The 16,379-nt window shown below is 37.5% G+C and carries 16 protein-coding genes; 11 read left to right on the top strand and 5 right to left on the bottom strand.

Annotation, left to right across the window (positions count from 1 at the left end; genetic code table 11):
* Positions 1-35: 35 nt before the first annotated feature.
* Positions 36-1,298 carry an L-lactate MFS transporter gene (locus N0O92_RS05740; RefSeq protein ID WP_315613702.1) on the bottom strand — a complete coding sequence of 421 codons (1,263 nt, stop codon included), beginning with the start codon at positions 1,296-1,298 and terminating at the stop codon, positions 36-38.
* A 224-nt stretch (positions 1,299-1,522) separates the two neighbouring features.
* Here N0O92_RS05740 and N0O92_RS05735 point away from each other — a divergent pair, with 224 nt between their 5' ends.
* Both N0O92_RS05735 and N0O92_RS05730 read left to right on the top strand, forming a co-directional pair.
* Positions 1,523-2,881: an MATE family efflux transporter gene (locus N0O92_RS05735; RefSeq protein ID WP_315613701.1), complete on the top strand. Its 1,359-nt coding sequence runs from the start codon at positions 1,523-1,525 to the stop codon at positions 2,879-2,881.
* Positions 2,882-3,048: 167 nt separating this feature from the next.
* Positions 3,049-3,858: a hypothetical protein gene (locus N0O92_RS05730; protein ID WP_315613700.1), complete on the top strand. Its 810-nt coding sequence runs from the start codon at positions 3,049-3,051 to the stop codon at positions 3,856-3,858.
* Between the two features lie 52 nt (positions 3,859-3,910).
* On the opposite strand, the gene hxlB is transcribed toward N0O92_RS05730, so the two are convergent.
* From hxlB to N0O92_RS05715, 3 genes are all read right to left on the bottom strand, one after another.
* Entirely contained in the window at positions 3,911-4,468 is a 558-nt protein-coding gene (gene hxlB, locus N0O92_RS05725; protein ID WP_315613699.1) for a 6-phospho-3-hexuloisomerase, read from the bottom strand.
* Between the two features lie 11 nt (positions 4,469-4,479).
* The gene (hxlA, locus tag N0O92_RS05720; protein ID WP_315613858.1) at positions 4,480-5,121 is read right to left on the bottom strand and encodes a 3-hexulose-6-phosphate synthase; all 642 of its coding nucleotides are present in this window, start codon (positions 5,119-5,121) and stop codon (positions 4,480-4,482) included.
* Between the two features lie 178 nt (positions 5,122-5,299).
* On the bottom strand, positions 5,300-5,671 hold the full coding sequence (locus N0O92_RS05715) for a winged helix-turn-helix transcriptional regulator (protein ID WP_315613698.1): 372 nt from the start codon (positions 5,669-5,671) through the stop codon (positions 5,300-5,302).
* A 149-nt stretch (positions 5,672-5,820) separates the two neighbouring features.
* Here N0O92_RS05715 and zwf point away from each other — a divergent pair, with 149 nt between their 5' ends.
* The 4 genes from zwf (at position 5,821) to N0O92_RS05695 (ending at position 9,838) form a co-directional block, all read left to right on the top strand.
* Entirely contained in the window at positions 5,821-7,341 is a 1,521-nt protein-coding gene (zwf, locus tag N0O92_RS05710; protein ID WP_315613697.1) for a glucose-6-phosphate dehydrogenase, read from the top strand.
* 150 nt (positions 7,342-7,491) lie between these two features.
* Complete coding sequence (locus tag N0O92_RS05705) at positions 7,492-7,893, top strand: YusW family protein (RefSeq protein WP_315613695.1); 402 nt, start codon at positions 7,492-7,494, stop codon at positions 7,891-7,893.
* Between the two features lie 146 nt (positions 7,894-8,039).
* A complete protein-coding gene (locus N0O92_RS05700; RefSeq protein ID WP_315613694.1) occupies positions 8,040-9,017 on the top strand; it encodes an ATP-binding cassette domain-containing protein in 978 nt (325 codons plus the stop codon).
* Positions 9,014-9,838: an ABC transporter permease gene (locus tag N0O92_RS05695; RefSeq protein WP_315613693.1), complete on the top strand. Its 825-nt coding sequence runs from the start codon at positions 9,014-9,016 to the stop codon at positions 9,836-9,838. Before N0O92_RS05700 ends, N0O92_RS05695 begins: the two co-directional genes overlap by 4 nt.
* A 2-nt stretch (positions 9,839-9,840) precedes the next feature.
* Here the strand turns inward: N0O92_RS05695 and N0O92_RS05690 are convergent, their stop codons facing one another.
* Positions 9,841-11,049 carry a DUF2515 family protein gene (locus tag N0O92_RS05690; RefSeq protein WP_315613857.1) on the bottom strand — a complete coding sequence of 403 codons (1,209 nt, stop codon included), beginning with the start codon at positions 11,047-11,049 and terminating at the stop codon, positions 9,841-9,843.
* Positions 11,050-11,213: 164 nt separating this feature from the next.
* On the opposite strand from N0O92_RS05690, the gene N0O92_RS05685 reads away from it, so the two are divergent.
* The 5 genes from N0O92_RS05685 (at position 11,214) to fdhA (ending at position 16,338) form a co-directional block, all read left to right on the top strand.
* Positions 11,214-11,783: a hypothetical protein gene (locus N0O92_RS05685; protein ID WP_315613692.1), complete on the top strand. Its 570-nt coding sequence runs from the start codon at positions 11,214-11,216 to the stop codon at positions 11,781-11,783.
* A 177-nt stretch (positions 11,784-11,960) separates the two neighbouring features.
* The gene (locus tag N0O92_RS05680) at positions 11,961-13,400 is read left to right on the top strand and encodes a DHA2 family efflux MFS transporter permease subunit (RefSeq protein ID WP_315613691.1); all 1,440 of its coding nucleotides are present in this window, start codon (positions 11,961-11,963) and stop codon (positions 13,398-13,400) included.
* A 78-nt stretch (positions 13,401-13,478) separates the two neighbouring features.
* Positions 13,479-14,009 (top strand): histidine phosphatase family protein, encoded by a 531-nt coding sequence (locus tag N0O92_RS05675; RefSeq protein ID WP_315613856.1) that lies wholly within the window; start codon positions 13,479-13,481, stop codon positions 14,007-14,009.
* A gap of 78 nt (positions 14,010-14,087) precedes the next feature.
* Positions 14,088-14,813, top strand: coding sequence for an HAD family hydrolase (locus N0O92_RS05670; RefSeq protein WP_315613690.1), 726 nt, complete (start codon positions 14,088-14,090; stop codon positions 14,811-14,813).
* 310 nt (positions 14,814-15,123) lie between these two features.
* The gene (gene fdhA / locus N0O92_RS05665; RefSeq protein ID WP_315613689.1) at positions 15,124-16,338 is read left to right on the top strand and encodes a formaldehyde dehydrogenase, glutathione-independent; all 1,215 of its coding nucleotides are present in this window, start codon (positions 15,124-15,126) and stop codon (positions 16,336-16,338) included.
* Positions 16,339-16,379 lie beyond the last annotated feature (41 nt).

Raw genomic sequence — 16,379 nt, 5'->3', positions numbered from 1 at the left:
ACATATATTACCGACTAGTCAGTTTGTGAATGGTACTATGAAACTGCATGTTCTGCTTGTTGCGCTTCTTTCTCGCTCTTTTTAATATCGTAACGAAGCATGATTGAAATGAGGAATGCAATAACGATTAATGCAAAGAAGACATAAAATACTGGAATATAACTTTCTGTTCTTTCACGGATTTGAGTAACTAGTACGGGGCCAAAAACGCCTCCGAGTGACCAAGTTGTTAATAAATACCCATGAATAGCACCAAGTTGTTTCGTTCCGAATAAGTCTCCAACAAAGGCAGGAAGATTGGAAAAACCCCCTCCGTAACAGCTGACAACAAGTAGAATTAAAACAGTAAAGAGAATGGCGTTTGTTGTTAGTGGGAGAGTAAAGAACGCTACAATTTGAATTGAGAAAAAGATGAGAAAAACAGTTGGTCGACCAATATAATCAGAGGCTGCAGCCCAACCAAGTCTTCCGCCACCATTAAACACACCCATAATCCCTACCATTGTCGCGGCCGCTGCTGCTGTTAAACCAACAACTTCTTGTGCCATCGGAGATGCGACAGAAATAATCATAATCCCTGCAGTCGTGTTAATTAGCATCATAGACCAAAGCATCCAAAAACGTTTTGTTTTGACAGCTTCTTTGGCTGATAATTGTTGCAAATCTTTCTTGACCACCTTTTTTCCAGAAGCCATATCTTTTTTCATTGAATCTGGCATCCAACCTTCTGGAGGTGGGGCAATATAGGAGGCTCCTAGCATCATAAGAGTAAAATAACAAATCCCTAGAAAATAGAAAGTGGATGTAATGCCAATCGATTCAATCAAGCTTGCAGCAACAGGTGCTGTAATCAGAGAACCTGCTCCAAAACCAAGAACGGCCATTCCTGTAGCTAAACCTCTCCGGTCTGGAAACCATTTGACTAAAGTAGAAACTGGCGAAATATAGCCGATACCAAGTCCAAGTCCACTAAATACACCATATGTTAGTAAAAATAAAGGTAGGGACTCCATACCAATAGCAATTCCCGAGCCAGCTTGACCGATCCCGAACAAAACAGCGGCGACCATAGCTGATTTTCTTGGACCATTACGTTCAACGAATTTTCCAAAGAAAGCAGCGGATGTACCAGCAAGTGCCATCATAATTGTAAAGGCAATGGCTACTTGAGAGCCTGCCCAACCTAATGAAGAGCTAATTGGGTTTTGATAAACACTGTATGCGTATGCTGCACCAATGGAAAGATGGATGGCAATAGCCGATAAAGCGATAAGCCATCTGTTTTTATTTGTTTGCATAAAATGTCCTCCTCCTATCTATTGTTGTAAACCCTTACATATATATATAGTATAATCCATTCGAGGAAAAATCAAACAAATTAGAAAATTAGTAAGATTTAGGAAGGTGCATTTTTGTGGAAAGTATTGGTATTACAAGGATTTCTTCTTCTAGTTTTTTTGTGAGATTTTCTATATTATTGATAATGAACTTGTAAACTGAACTAGATGACGGGGGAACCTTTATGTATCATGCAAAGACCTGGAAAGAAAAGGTCACTTTACTTTTTTCAATTTTATGGCCAATTATGGTTACGCAAATTAGTTTCTATGCAATGAATCTTGTAGATACAATGATGTCGGGACGTGTGGGAACGAGTGATTTAGCTGGGGTTGCAATAGGCTCAAGTTTATGGATGCCCATTTTTACTGGAATAAATGGAATCCTCTTAGCAGTCACTCCGATTGTTGCTCAACTAATGGGGAGCAATCAACGTGAAAAGATTGCAGATTCGGTTGTCCAGGCGCTTTATTTAGCTGTTTTGCTTTCTTTTGTAGTTGTCATTGGTGGTTTTTTCTTTTTAGAACCAATCTTACTGTTAATGAACTTGGATCCAAATGTCTATCACATCTCTTATCATTACTTAATTGGATTATCGATTGGTATTATTCCTTTGTTTGCAGCGAATGTGCTTCGTAATTTCTTTGATGCGCAAGGTTTCACGAGGATAACGATGATCATAACGGTCTTAGCTGTTCCATTTAATATCTTGTTGAATTATGGATTTATTTTTGGGAAATTAGGTTTGCCAGCTTTAGGGGGAATTGGTGCTGGTTACGCAACAGCGATTACGTATTGGATTATTTTCTTTATTAGTATTTGGATGACATTTAAAGTAGAAGTAGTGAGGCACTATCGTTTGTTTATAAATTGGGCAAGACCATCGTGGAAAGCATGGAAAGCTCAACTTGCTATTGGGATACCAATTGGCCTTTCCATTTTTTTTGAAGCGAGCATTTTTGCTGTTGTGACTCTAATGATTGGAATGTTGTTCTCAACTGTAACAGTGGCAGCCCACCAGGTTGCTTTAAGTTTTACCTCTCTAATATTTATGATACCTTTAAGCATTTCCATGGCTTTGACCATTGTTGTCGGGTTTTCAGTTGGTGGGAAACAATACGATAACGCAAAGCAATATAGCTATCTCGGTGTTTGGGGAGGAATTGGTATTTTGGCAGTTGGTGCGATTTTTCTTTATGTGTTTCGGGAGCAGATTGCTTACCTATATACACAGGATGAAGAAGTCGTTCGCATGGCAGGCCAATTCTTTATCATTGCGATTGTCTATCAAATTTCGGATGCGGCCCAATCTGGATTACAAGGCGTATTACGTGGCTATAAAGATGTGAAAATTCCTTTTATTACGGCCTTTATTTCTTATTGGTTAATAGGGATTCCATCAGGTTATTATCTTGCTGCATTTACGTTTCTTGGACCTTTTGGTTTCTGGATTGGAATTACATTAGGATTGACATGTGCAGCACTCGGGTTTTTAATACGGTTAAAATTCGTATTGAAAAAAGTGGCAGTCAATTTAGAATAAGGTAAGGAAAAATTTTGACCTACACTCCAATAGTTGGTGTTATCTAACTATTGGAGTGCAGGTTTTTTGTTTTCTTTAAATGGTAACAAAATACGTTAAATTGATAGGCACTTCTTACTTTCGGACATCATAGACTAATCATAACAGGCTAAAAAGGAGTGGGAACATTGAGTCATTTGAACGATCAATCCGAGTCAAAGGTATTTTTACAGAAGCCAAAAACGATCGGGAATCAGCAAGTCTTTTTCTCTAATAAAGTTGTTGAAGGCATCAGAACAAATATAAAAGATATAAATGAGATCAAAGAAACGTTAGGATCTCATCATATTGTTCATGAGAGTTTTTCAGAACAATTAGATGAACAGGAAACATTGAATAAACAGTTGAGATCTATGCAGGAAAATTTGAAGAAACTCGTGGAGGAAAAGAGTGAGATCCAAAATGGATTATGCTTAAAACTCGAAGAACATGAGGTAGAACGATCTTCGTTAGAGAAGAGGCTTGAAGAACTACTCGAATCCAAAGGAATGTTAGTCAACCAATTAGAAATGATTGAACGTGCAAAACAGGAGTTGCGTTCAGATCTAGTTAACCAAAATGAACGCTTACGCAAGCAAGAAGATCAATTTGAATGGATTCAAGAACAACAGTCAAAACAATGTTCTCAACAGGATGAACTTGCGCAACTAGTGAATTTACAGAAGCTTGATCATGAAGAGTTAACTCAACGTGTGAAAGAAAATGAGGAGGAACAACAGCAAATTCAAGTTAGGCTCCAAGAGTTGGTTGAACAGATGAAAACTCTATCCTCACAGCATTATGAGCAAGAAAATATGCATCTGGACCTATACACGCAACTTATTCAATTAAAAGCGATTCATACCGAAGCATCCCAATACATGAAGCAGTCTATTGCTAAATTGCAATCAGAAATCAAGCTACTTGAATTGAAGGAGCCATCTGCCACAGAAGGTTAAGAGATCAAAAAAGGAGAAGCTGCCCAATAAGGCTGCTTCTCCTTCAGAAGTTTTATTCTAAATTAGCATGTCTACCATACATCGTTTGAGAATCTAATCCCTTTTTCTCCATAAACCTTAAAATAACAGCATCGTATAGTAGAAGAAGGCTTTGTTCAAATAACGATCCCATTGGTTGAATGGTTTCATTCTCAGAGCTTTCTCCTGATTTCATTTGAGCTGGAACTTGAATAGTGATATCTGCCAATGTAGCGATTGTAGAATTAGGGGAAATGGTAACAGCAGCTACAGTCGCACCGATTTTCTTCGCTTTTTCAGTCATAGATACAAGGCTTTTTGTTTCACCCGAACCTGAACCGACAATGAAAATATCTCCTTCTTCTAGGTTAGGGGTAACCGTTTCACCTACTACATACGGATCTAGACCAACATGCATCATTCGCATCGCAAATGATTTAGCCATGAAACCAGAACGGCCTGCTCCTGCTACAAACACCTTCTTTGCTTCTAAGATCCCATCTACAAGCCTCTCAACTTCAACGTCATTGATTAAATCTACTGTACGTTGAAGTTCTTTTATAATTTCTTGTGTATACTCAACTGTTTGCATAAAGTATCACCCTACGCAGTAACTTCTTCTTTAATAAGCTTTTGCATTTGAGCAGCAGCTGCTTTTTTATCCTCTTTACTAGTAATTCCGCCTCCAACAATGACCAAGTCGGGTTGGGCTTTGATTACTTCTGGTAATGTTTCTAATTTAATTCCACCAGCAATTGCCGTTTTGGCATTTTTTACAACACTTTTGATTGTAAGTAGATCTTCGAAAGAGTTTTCTCCTTTCGCTTGTAAATCATATCCAGTATGAACACAAATATAATCAACACCGAGTGCATCTAACTCAATTGCACGAGTCTTTTTGTCTTTTACAGCGATCATGTCCACAAGAATTTGCTTTCCTTGTTTCTTCGCTTCTTCGACTGCTCCCTTAATAGACTCATCTTCTGCAGCTCCAAGAATCGTGATGATGTCTGCACCAGCTTCAGATGCTTTCATCACTTCATAGCCTGCTGCATCCATAATTTTTAAATCAGCTAAAACTGTTAATTGAGGAAACGCTGCTTTTACTTCTTTTACGGCCTTTAGTCCTTCATTAATTACGACTGGTGTTCCGATTTCAACTACATCGACAAACTCCTGTACTTCTCCTACAAGCTCGATTGCTTCTGGAATATTTACTAGGTCTAACGCTAATTGTAATTTCATCATACATCCGCTCCTCGTTATCTTTTTTAAGTACAGCTTTATTTTAAATTTTAAATTCCTAAAAAAGAAGTACGCACTTTAAAAGCATATAGTTACAAATAGGATACTGTAGGATGGGGGAGCGTTGAAAAACGGAACGCAAAAAAAATCATGCACGAGTCGTATCGTGCATGATTTTTTAATCCATTGAGCTAAGTTTTTCAAAATCCTCTGTATTTTCTTGAAGAAAAAGTTTGTAATCTTTGCCCCACTCATACATGGTTTCAAGAATGGGCATGAGTGTTTTTCCTTGTTCTGTTAAGGAGTATTCTACTTTAGGAGGGACTACAGGATAAACTTCGCGGTGAATAATGAAGTCTGATTCTAGCTCACGTAGTTGATTGACAAGGATGCGTTGGGTAATCCCTGGCATGAGAGATTTTAATTCATTGAATCGCTTTGTTCCTTCTTTCCCTAGATGCCATAAAATAAGCATTTTCCACTTGCCACCAATAACAGCGAGTGTTAGTTCTTTTTCGCAATTATACTCTTTTTTACAGACGTGACCCATTTCTTTTCCCTCCAATTCGCTTTTAACAGTATCCTATTTGATACTATGTAAACTAAAAGTGCGTACTTACATTAGAGACATTATAAGCGCTATATTGAACTATATACAAATGGTTTATCTTGAAACAGACTATTTATGGAGGGGTTATTATGAGTAAAGTGATCATGGCTAATGAATATCATGAAATGTCTAAACCTCTTGATGAGACAATGGACCCAATGACATTTATTCTATTCGGAGCTACAGGCGATCTAGCTAAAAGAAAAATCTTTCCTGCATTATATAACTTATTTTTAGATAATAGATTACCTTCCTGCTTTCTAGTTATTGGATTAGGAAGACGGCAATGGACAAATAAGATGTTTCGAGAATTAGTATTAAAATCGCTTCAAACATTCTCTAGACGGGTTATGGATGATTCAAAAAGAACGGAAGAGTTTCTAAATTTATTTACGTATTACGTATTTAATGCAAAGGGAACGGATGACTACGAGTATTTACACAAACGTGTGATGTATCTAGAAGAGGAATTGCGGTTACCTCAAAACCGTTTATATTATTTATCCGTTGCGCCGGACTTAGTTGCTGATATTACTTTGAAAATTAAAAAAAGTGGATTAAAGTCTACCAAAGGATGGAACCGAATTATACTAGAAAAGCCTTTTGGTTATGATTTAGAATCTGCTCAGAAATTGCACGAATCGTTACGTTATCTTTTTTCAGAAAATGAGATATACAGAATTGATCATTATTTAGGAAAACCAATGGTTCAAAAATTAGAAACGTTAGATTTAGGCAATCCAATATTTCGAGAGTTAGTGAATAATTACAGCATAGCTAATGTGCAAATTACCGCTAGTGAGACGGTTGGAGTGGAAGATCGAGCTGCATATTATGACGAAGCAGGAGCGATAAGGGATATGGTCCAAAACCACCTTCTCCAACTTGTGATGATGACGGCCTTTCATCTCGAACAAAAAATAACAAACAAGCATCTCGATGGAGAAAAAGCAACGATAATAAAATTTTTGCGGCAAATGGATAAAAGCGAGGTTAAGAGAAACGTCATTAGAGGTCAATATGTATCCGGGCATGTTCTACATGAACAGGTTATTGGATATCAAGACGAGCCTGGGGTAGAAAAATTAAGTCAAAATGATACCTTTATTGCAGCAAGATTATGGATAGATAACAACTTCTGGGCAGGTATCCCTTTTTATATCAGGACAGGAAAGAGAATGAAGGAAAAATCTACGAAAATTGTTGTTGAATTTTCTTCAAAGGCAATGGGGGGGAAGAGTGAAGGACAGTTTCCTAATATCTTAACCATTGCCATTAATCCTGAGGAGAAAATTTCTTTGCAACTGAATATGATGAATCCGATAAGTAAACAATCCGAGCCAGTAAGTATTGACTTTTCAGCAGAATCTGAAATGGAACGTGAAGCATATGAGTTGCTAATATACGATGCAATCAAAGGTCGATCTACATTTTTTGCGAAATGGGAGGAAGTAGAGTGGTCGTGGAAGTGGGTTCAGCCAATTTTAGAAGCATTTTGTGATGGAGATGTTCCTTTGTATCCTTATCAAGCTGGTTCTATGGGGCCAGAGGAAGCAGACAAGTTAATGAAAGAAGACCAAATGTATTGGGGAGACAATGAAGTGTATTAAAATGTATTAAAGAAAAGATTAAATTAAAATCATAGCATCTCTTTTTGGACTATGCAGAAAAGAGATGCTATTTTGTGCTGGTTCTAACTGGAATATATTTTAATTTCAAGGGGAAATTACTAATGAATATACTAAAGTGGAGGCGTGAAAATGAAACGAAACAGTATGATGGTCGCAGCTATTCTAACCTTTCTCCTCGTTGGATTTATATCTTTAGACCATGCACAGGCTTCTCCAACGATCATTGATTTTGAATTAGAAATTGAATTGAAAGATGGGACAGAATATGAGATTGAATATGACGTGAAAAAAAATCAAATCGAAGCTAAATATGCCGTTCCAGGTGAAGTCGTCACTTATGGTCAAGAAGCCCTTCCCAAAATTGAACAGATCTTTAAACAAGTAAACCTAGTACCAAATGTAGAAAAAGACGTAGTCATAAAAGAACTATTGAATGTGTTTCACATTGATAGAAAAGCTGTATCTGAATTTGAACTTGATGTGAAATTTGATGGCGGCCAAAGAATAAAAATTGATGAGAAAACACTGTGATAAATAACTTCTTCCCCTTATCTAATAGGATGAGGGGATTTTTGTGTATTTCTTGCATTTTCAGTCTTGAGACTGAAGATTTTAATTTGGAAGTCATATACAGTTAGAACGTGCATATAGAATACGATGTAGAAAGGGTGAGTTACATGGATGAAAAAGAATGGGCAATCAAAGCAACAGGTCTCGTGAAATCATTTGGGGATAACCGAGCCGTTGATGGGGTGGATTTAGCTGTTCCAGCTGGTACGGTATATGGATTTTTAGGTCCAAACGGCGCGGGAAAGACAACGACGATTCGAATGCTAGCAACGTTACTAAAGCCAGATGAAGGAAGTGCGAACATTCTTGGATATGATTTAGTGGATGAAGCAGATGCTGTAAGGTCTAAAGTAAGTTTAACAGGACAGTTTGCGTCAATTGATGAAGATTTATCTGGGTTGGAAAATCTAATCTTTATTGCGAGATTACTAGGATTTTCAAGACGACAGGCTAAAGAAAGAGCTATTGAACTTCTCGATGCGTTTGGGCTTTTAGATGCTGGCAAACGACAGGTCAAAAAGTACTCTGGAGGGATGAGAAGAAGAATTGATATTGCTGCAAGTATTGTGGTGACTCCTGATTTATTATTTTTAGATGAACCAACAACTGGATTAGATCCAAGAAGTAGAAATCAAGTATGGGATATTGTTCGAGCGCTGGTTAGTACAGGGACGACCGTTCTTCTAACGACACAGTATCTTGAAGAGGCAGACCAACTAGCAGATCGAATTGCTGTAATAGACCAAGGAAAAATCATTGCAGAAGGAACGAGCGGAGAATTAAAAGCATCAGTAGGTACAGGTGCCCTGCATGTTCGAGTGGAAGATGAAAACAAACGAAACGAGGCAGTGGAAATTCTGACAAATATTCTTACTACGTCCATTCATTTAGAATCAGATCCATGTGCCTTATCGGCAAGAGTGACAAACACAGAACGAGTTGTTGATGCGCTAGCAGAACTAAATCGATCCGGCATTAAACTAAGTGACTTTTCATTAGGTCAGCCAAGCCTAGATGAGGTGTTTCTCACGTTGACAGGTCGGCCAGTGGTAGATGAAGCGTCAAACCAGGAGGGACAATCATGACAGGAAATAGTGAAGTAGATGAGAAATTACGGATAGCGATATCAAGTCGGTCTCGTCCGAAAAAGCCAAATGGTTTCACCAATACCGGTACATTTGCGTGGCGAGCTCTTTTGAAGTTGAAATATGTACCAGAGCAACTTCTAGATGTGACAGTCTTTCCCATTATGTTCTTATTAATGTTTACTTATTTATTTGGTGGGGCTATAGCTGGTTCAACCGGAGACTACTTACAGTTTCTATTACCAGGTATATTAGCCATGACAGTTGTTACGATTACGATGTATACAGGGATGGAGTTAAATAATGACATAACTAAGGGAATCTTCGATCGATTTCGTTCTCTGCCCATTTGGCGCCCAGCTGTTTTGGTTGGAGCTTTACTGATGGACGCCGTTCGATACACAATTGCTTCTACGATTATGATTGTACTTGGATACATTATGGGTTTTCGACCAGAAGGTGGACTCGTAGGTGTTCTTCTTGCGGTTGCATTATTAATCTTGTTTTCTTTTAGTCTGTCTTGGATTTGGACCACTCTTGGATTAGTGCTTCGGACGGAGAAATCGCTAATGGGTGTTAGCATGATGGTTTTATTTCCTTTAACGTTTGTGAGTAATGTGTTTGTTGACCCGCGTACACTTCCTGGTTGGTTAGAGGCATTTGTAGAAGTGAATCCGATATCCCTTGTAGTAACTGCTGTAAGGGGATTGATGCATGGAACAGTAACGCTTGAGCAAATTGGATGGGTACTGTTGGCTTCCTTTTTACTAATCGTAATCTTTGCCCCGCTAACGATGTATCTTTATCGGAACAAAAGGTAAATTCAAAACATCTTTTTTGCTTGTTCATAAGCAAGGGAACCAATTATTATTTTTTGTAAGTTTCGGTAGTAACTAGTTGTTACATCAAAGGAATTAGGAACCCGTATGGTTTCGTAAAATGTGTCTATATCCGTTTTCTTTTCCAGGAACCAGTCAGTGTGATCAGTAAATGTGTGGGTAACATCTTGCCAAGCTTCAGATAAAGCCGGACTGTAAATGGGATCACAGAACGTAGAAGAGGACATTTTTTTCGTCCTTTTCTTTTTTTGGTCTGTGAATATAGTAGGCCAATAATCAGCACGTGAACCACTGTGAGAAGTATTTAATGCAAATGAATAGATATCTGAAAAAAGTGGACTAAGTCCAAAGAGAATGGCATATAGGTGTTTGCCAACCATGATACGTTCAGAAATTGAATCAAAGTTTTCTACTATAGTTCCTGCTAATCTTTTTCTTTTTTGTTTTTTGTACTCATATGGAAGAAGAACTTGTGTGAACTGCATAAGTTCTTGAACTTGAAATAATAAAGTGTCCAATACATGTTTTCGGAAGAATGTATTTTGGATAACTCGTTTTTCGATATAATGTTGTTCATTTATGATTAATGAAACGGTGAGGAACTGAGAATCTTGCCTCGCAAAGAAGTAATTCCAAACTGGAAGCATAAAACTAGATACATTGAAATAGGGCAGCAAGTAAAATATATTTTTCTTTTGTTTTTTACTCTCTTCATATAAAAGGAGTTGAGGGTACGCGTCATAAAAGATGAGTGCGTTCGCCGACTCCAAAAAATGAAAAAAATGATTTCTTTTCTCTTTGTTTAATGCTTCTGTTAAATCTCCTTTTAAATCGGTCATATTCCAGCCGCCATTTCGTGATACGAGATGAGCAAGAAAGGCCCAATGTATTTCGGGATACTTCTGAAAAAATTCAAAATAAGCTTTCGTTCGAGTAAGATTGTTTCGATTTTGAAGTCTTACTTTTTGTTTGATTTCATAAATAAGGGTTTGTTCGTGATGGGGAAGCAAATGAAAAGGTTGCTTCTCTTTTAAAGGTTTCGGTTTTAATTCATTTTGAAGTTCTTGTAATGCAGTTGGATTTATTCTTAGTTCTTTCCAATTTCGAATGATTTTCGATTCATAGTAATGCTTTTGATAGAAATTAGTGGCATAGTGCTGTAGTGCAAAAGGCGCATGTAGCATTTTATTCACAATACTCAAGTGATGACCTCCTCTTTCCTACTGTATGTAGCATGAGGACTTTATGATTAGAAATTAGTTGTTTACCTATGTAATCAGTTGTTATTAGACTTTTTTGTAACCTTTGAAAAAATGTGGTCGTTTTATCTTTGAATTATATTTAAGGGGTGCAAAAAATGAAGAAAAATAGAAAAGCGTTTTTTTTTGGAGTGATGATATGTAGTGCAATGATGTTGGTATCAGGATGCGGGTATTTCAACATTTCTCAACAAGAAAGGTTAACACCTATAGAAGATCCGTCCGCTAGTGAGCTAGTTAAGGAGGAAGTCTTTCAGTTTGATTATTCTTTGTTAGAGATTGATGATGAGGAATTGCTCTTTCTTTTTGATAGATTCAAGCAAACACGTGAAGTAGAGATGTTAGGGAATATTGAGCCTTTTGAAATGTTCCAATTGTATATGTACACGCAAGCAGGAGAAGATTACGAAACATTGTATTATTTTTATCCTGAAGGTTCATTGAATGTGTCGAAAGAACAATTTATAGAAGAAGGACGAAATGAAGTAACTACTCAGAATAATAGAGAATTTATGAAGAGATTTAATGAGGTAAGAGAAGTGATTATACGGACTAATGATGAATCTGCACAAATACATTTTACTTTAGAAGAGGAACGACGTGACTTCACATTCCAACTTAATCGTATTGGCGAAAGTTGGTTCGTAGTTCCGGTGCCATTGCAGTAGAATCAATAATTAGAACTTCTTTCTCAAATCAGACACGCTTAGTATTAATACAAGAAAATGTAAAAATAGTAAGATTGCACAATAGATTAAAATGGCTTTATCGTGTACTCTGTATAAGTACTTGTTGCAACAAGTACTTATACATTCAATTTACACGTGTAGAGATGAGGGACAAAAATGGCAATACCGAGTTATAACAGATCGACGATTGTTGCGCTACTGCTAGCTGGATCGTTTATTGCGATTTTAAATCAGACGCTTATGATTACTGCAATTCCTCCAATTATGCATGAAATGAACATAACAGCTAATAGTGCTCAATGGCTTACGACTGTTTTCATGCTAGTGAATGGGATTATGATTCCTATAAGTGCGTTTTTAATTGAACGATTTACGACGAGACAACTCTTTATTTCAGCAATGAGTATATTTGCATTTGGGACACTTGTTGCGGGGATTGCTCCTAACTTTGAAGTATTGTTAGTAGGACGAATGATTCAATCTGCAGGAGCAGGAGTCATGCTTCCTCTAATGACGACGGTCTTCTTAATGATATTTCCAATTAATAAGAGAGGAGCTGCAATGGGATTAATTGGTCTTGTTATATCCTTTGCACCAGCAATTGGGCCAGCATTATCCGGGTGGGTAACATCGAATTATTCATGGAGGCTATTATTCTTTATTATTTTGCCAATTGCAATCATAGACATCATTATCGCCTTTTTTGTTTTGAAAAATGTAACGGAAGTATCGAAACCGAAAATTGATGTGTTTTCTGTTATCTTGTCTTCATTTGGGTTTGGAGGACTTTTATATGGATTTACAGCAGCGGGTAATTTTGGATGGTTTAATCCAATAACGGTTACATCACTAGCAATAGGAGCCTTTGCTCTCCTTCTATTTATAACAAGGCAACTTAAAATGAAACATCCGATGCTTGAGTTTCGAGTGTTTACGTACTCCATTTTTCCATATGCTGTAGTGATCGGGATGGTTGCTTTTATGGGATTAATTGGAGTAGAAACGTTAGTTCCATTATATATGCAAAACATGAGAGAATTTACGGCATTTGAAGCGGGATTGGCTCTTTTGCCTGGAGCTTTGGTTAGTGGGATTATGTCCCCGATCATAGGTCGTTTGTTTGATAAAATTGGAGCACGTTTTTTAGTAATCATAGGACTTGCGATTATGACGGTCGCTTCATTTGCTTTTATAAATTTAGGTCCACATACATCGTTTGCCTTTTTAACTATCATGTATGCGATTAGAATGCTAGGGTTAGTAATGGTGTTGATGCCAATCCAAACCGCGGCTCTTAACCAGTTGCCAAAACGTTTAATTCCACACGGGGCGGCTATGGATAATACGATGAGAATGATTGCAGCATCAGTTGGTACGGCAATCCTAGTTTCTGTCATGACGACAACAACGATGTCTGCAGAAAGCAGGCCTGACATCGCTTATCCAGATATTCACGGCGCGAATATCGCTTTTATTGTTGTAGCTGCGTTATCGCTGTTGGCTCTAATAGCTGCGTTTTTTGTTAAATACGGAAAGCAACATCAGACTAACCATCAAGATAGCGGAGATCGACTCGAAAAAGTGAGCAGCCATTAACTAATACATTTTACAGAATCCTCACTACTCGTAGTTAGTGGGGATTTTTTTATTTAATTGGGGGGTTTGATTTTGAGAGTGGGACTAGTGCGTCATTTTAAAGTAGAACGAGGATATCCTAATAAATGGGTTACATCTGAAGAATTAATGAAATGGGCTAGTGAATATGATGAGTCGGATGTGATAGAGGGGGAAATAAATTTAGGTAATATCGATTGGCAACGTTGTTACTCAAGCGATTTAAGAAGAGCTATGAAAACGGCAACCAAAGCCTATTCAGATAAGATTATTTACTTAAAGGAGTTACGGGAAATTACTTTGTCCCCTGTCATGCGATGGGATATAAAACTTCCTGTATTCATTCACCTTGTATTGATTAGAATCGCTTGGTTGCTCGGTCATGCATCTCAAGGTGACACAAAGGAAAATGTAATTCAACGTTTGGACGTACTTCTAGATAAAGTTGAACAATCGGATGAGAATGTCCTAATTATTGGACATGGTGGAATAATGATCTTCATGAGCAGAGAATTAAAGAAAAGAGGTTTTATTGGGCCTAAATTAAAGAGACCAGCAAATGGAAAGCTTTACGTATATGAAAGAATCTGATCTCTTTTATTTAGCAAACTTGCTTTTTGTGTTATGGTATAATCTGGAATCAAATATACAAAATGTGAGGCGTTATAAATGGATAAAGTTATTTTGTTTGATTTAGATGGGACATTGTTACCCATGGACACAAACCTGTTTGTTTCAAATTACATAAAAGAGTTAGCTCCAAGAGTTGGGCATATTATCGATCCAAATGAATTTACTAAAGCTCTATTGGCAGGTACAGAGGCAATGATTAAAAACGTTGAACCTGGAAAAACGAATGAACAAGTTTTTGAAGAAACTTTTTTAGCACTCACTTCGCTAAAAAGAGAACAAATCTGGCCAGCGTTAGATGAATTCTATGAAACGGTTTTCCCAACATTATCTCATCTGTCTAATCCGACACCTATGGCAAAGCAAGTGGTGGAAGAAGCAATCAAACAAGGGTTTAGGGTGGTAATTGCAACGAACCCATTGTTCCCTAAAGTTGCTATTCATCACCGGTTAAAGTGGGCAGGTTTAGAAGAAGTTACATTTGATTTAATTACTGTATATGAGGAAATTTCATTTACTAAACCAAATAAAGAATATTATCAAGATATATGCCATCGTTTAGATGTGAAACCAGATCAATGTGTTATGGTTGGAAACGATATACAAGAGGATATGGTGACAAGTACGATTGGAATGAAAACATTCTTAGTTGAAGGGAATGTCATTGACAGAGGAGAACCTGAATACCGAATAGATGACCGGGGAACTTTAACTGAACTGTATGAGAAAATAAAAAATAAAGAGGGGATATTCAATCTAGCTTGAGGAATATAGAGCGATTAGATACATGGGCGGTCTTCGTGTATCTAATCGCTCTTTGTGCTTACCGTACTTACATCAAACAAAAGGAAATTATAAAAAAATAAAAATTTACCTAGTTAAACTTTTAAAAATCACGTAAAATAGGAAATGTATGTAAGCGCTTTAGTTGATTTCGAGAGCTAAAGGAGGTTGGAAAAATAGTATAAAATAAACTTAGCAAGCATTAACTCTTAAAGTACAGCAATAACAGACCATCTTAGAATACGAGACTTCATGTAAGGAAGATAACTATTCAGTAAAGAAGGTGTTTTGAATGAAAAATAGAGGCGTTGTATATGTTGAACCTGGAAAAGTAGAAGTTAGAGATATTGGGTATCCAGATTTAGTATTAAGAGATGGCCCGGGAGTCAATCCATTAAACGTTGGACGAAAGTGTAATCATGGTGTCATTGTAAAAGTGGTTACTACTAATATATGTGGTAGTGATCAGCATATGGTTAGAGGACGTACGACAGCACCAAGTGGCTTAGTTTTAGGTCATGAAATTACAGGTGAAGTCGTTGAAGTAGGGAGCGATGTTGAGTTTATAAAAGCGGGAGATCTCGTTTCTGTCCCATTTAACATTGCTTGTGGAAGGTGCAGAAGCTGTAAGGAACAAGATACTCATATTTGTGAGAATGTGAATCCAGACCGACCAGGATCAGCATATGGATATGTAGATATGGGAGGATGGGTTGGTGGACAATCAGAGTATGTTATGGTCCCCTATGCTGACTTTCAATTATTGAAGTTCCCAAACAAAGACCAAGCACTGGAAAAAATACTAGATTTAACAATGCTTTCGGATATTTTTCCGACAGGGTATCACGGTGCAGTTAGTGCAGGTGTAAAGCCAGGTTCAACAGTTTATGTTGCTGGAGCAGGTCCTGTGGGGCTTGCAGCTGCTCATTCAGCCCAATTACTAGGTGCATCTGTTGTGATTGTTGGAGATTTAAATAGTGAACGATTGGCTCAAGCAAAAAGCTTTGGATGTGAAGTAGTTAATTTAAGACAACATCCGAACTTAGGTGAGCAAATTGAACAAATTCTAGGCGTACCAGAAGTGGATTGCGCCATTGATTGTGTAGGTTTTGAAGCACATGGTCACGGAGCATCAGCGGGAGAAGCACCAGCAACGGTGTTAAATTCTATTATGGATGTAACGAGAGCTGGGGGACGCCTGGGTATTCCAGGTCTGTATGTAACTGGTGATCCTGGTGCAGTCGATGAAGATGCTAAGCACGGGACATTAAAAGTAAGACTTGGCTTGGGCTGGGCCAAAGCTCATACATTTGTAACAGGTCAGACACCCGTTATGCAATATCATCGAGATTTGATGATGTCCATTTTAAGTGGAAGAGCTCAAATTGCAAAAGCCGTTAATGCAACATTAATTACAATAGATCAAGCACCTTCTGCTTATGCTGAATTCGATCAAGGGGCATCTAAAAAATTCGTAATAGACCCACATGGATTTGTAAAGAAATAAAAAAGAAGTTAAGCGGATAGTCAATGACTATCCGCTTAATT

It is taken from the genome of Alkalihalobacillus sp. MEB130 (assembly GCF_032335535.1).
Lineage (GTDB): Bacteria > Bacillota > Bacilli > Bacillales > Bacillaceae_D > Halalkalibacter.
This window is presented reverse-complemented; position numbering and strand designations above follow the sequence as displayed.

What these genes read in the sequence shown, in the direction of transcription:
- N0O92_RS05740 (WP_315613702.1), bottom strand. Translation starts at nt 1,298, where the DNA reads ATGCAAACAAATAAAAACAGATGGCTTATCGCTTTATCGGCTATTGCC.
- N0O92_RS05735 (WP_315613701.1), top strand. Translation starts at nt 1,523, where the DNA reads ATGTATCATGCAAAGACCTGGAAAGAAAAGGTCACTTTACTTTTTTCA.
- hxlB (WP_315613699.1), bottom strand. Translation starts at nt 4,468, where the DNA reads ATGCAAACAGTTGAGTATACACAAGAAATTATAAAAGAACTTCAACGT.
- hxlA (WP_315613858.1), bottom strand. Translation starts at nt 5,121, where the DNA reads ATGAAATTACAATTAGCGTTAGACCTAGTAAATATTCCAGAAGCAATC.
- N0O92_RS05715 (WP_315613698.1), bottom strand. Translation starts at nt 5,671, where the DNA reads ATGGGTCACGTCTGTAAAAAAGAGTATAATTGCGAAAAAGAACTAACA.
- zwf (WP_315613697.1), top strand. Translation starts at nt 5,821, where the DNA reads ATGAGTAAAGTGATCATGGCTAATGAATATCATGAAATGTCTAAACCT.
- N0O92_RS05705 (WP_315613695.1), top strand. Translation starts at nt 7,492, where the DNA reads ATGAAACGAAACAGTATGATGGTCGCAGCTATTCTAACCTTTCTCCTC.
- N0O92_RS05700 (WP_315613694.1), top strand. Translation starts at nt 8,040, where the DNA reads ATGGATGAAAAAGAATGGGCAATCAAAGCAACAGGTCTCGTGAAATCA.
- N0O92_RS05695 (WP_315613693.1), top strand. Translation starts at nt 9,014, where the DNA reads ATGACAGGAAATAGTGAAGTAGATGAGAAATTACGGATAGCGATATCA.
- N0O92_RS05685 (WP_315613692.1), top strand. Translation starts at nt 11,214, where the DNA reads ATGAAGAAAAATAGAAAAGCGTTTTTTTTTGGAGTGATGATATGTAGT.
- N0O92_RS05680 (WP_315613691.1), top strand. Translation starts at nt 11,961, where the DNA reads ATGGCAATACCGAGTTATAACAGATCGACGATTGTTGCGCTACTGCTA.
- N0O92_RS05670 (WP_315613690.1), top strand. Translation starts at nt 14,088, where the DNA reads ATGGATAAAGTTATTTTGTTTGATTTAGATGGGACATTGTTACCCATG.
- fdhA (WP_315613689.1), top strand. Translation starts at nt 15,124, where the DNA reads ATGAAAAATAGAGGCGTTGTATATGTTGAACCTGGAAAAGTAGAAGTT.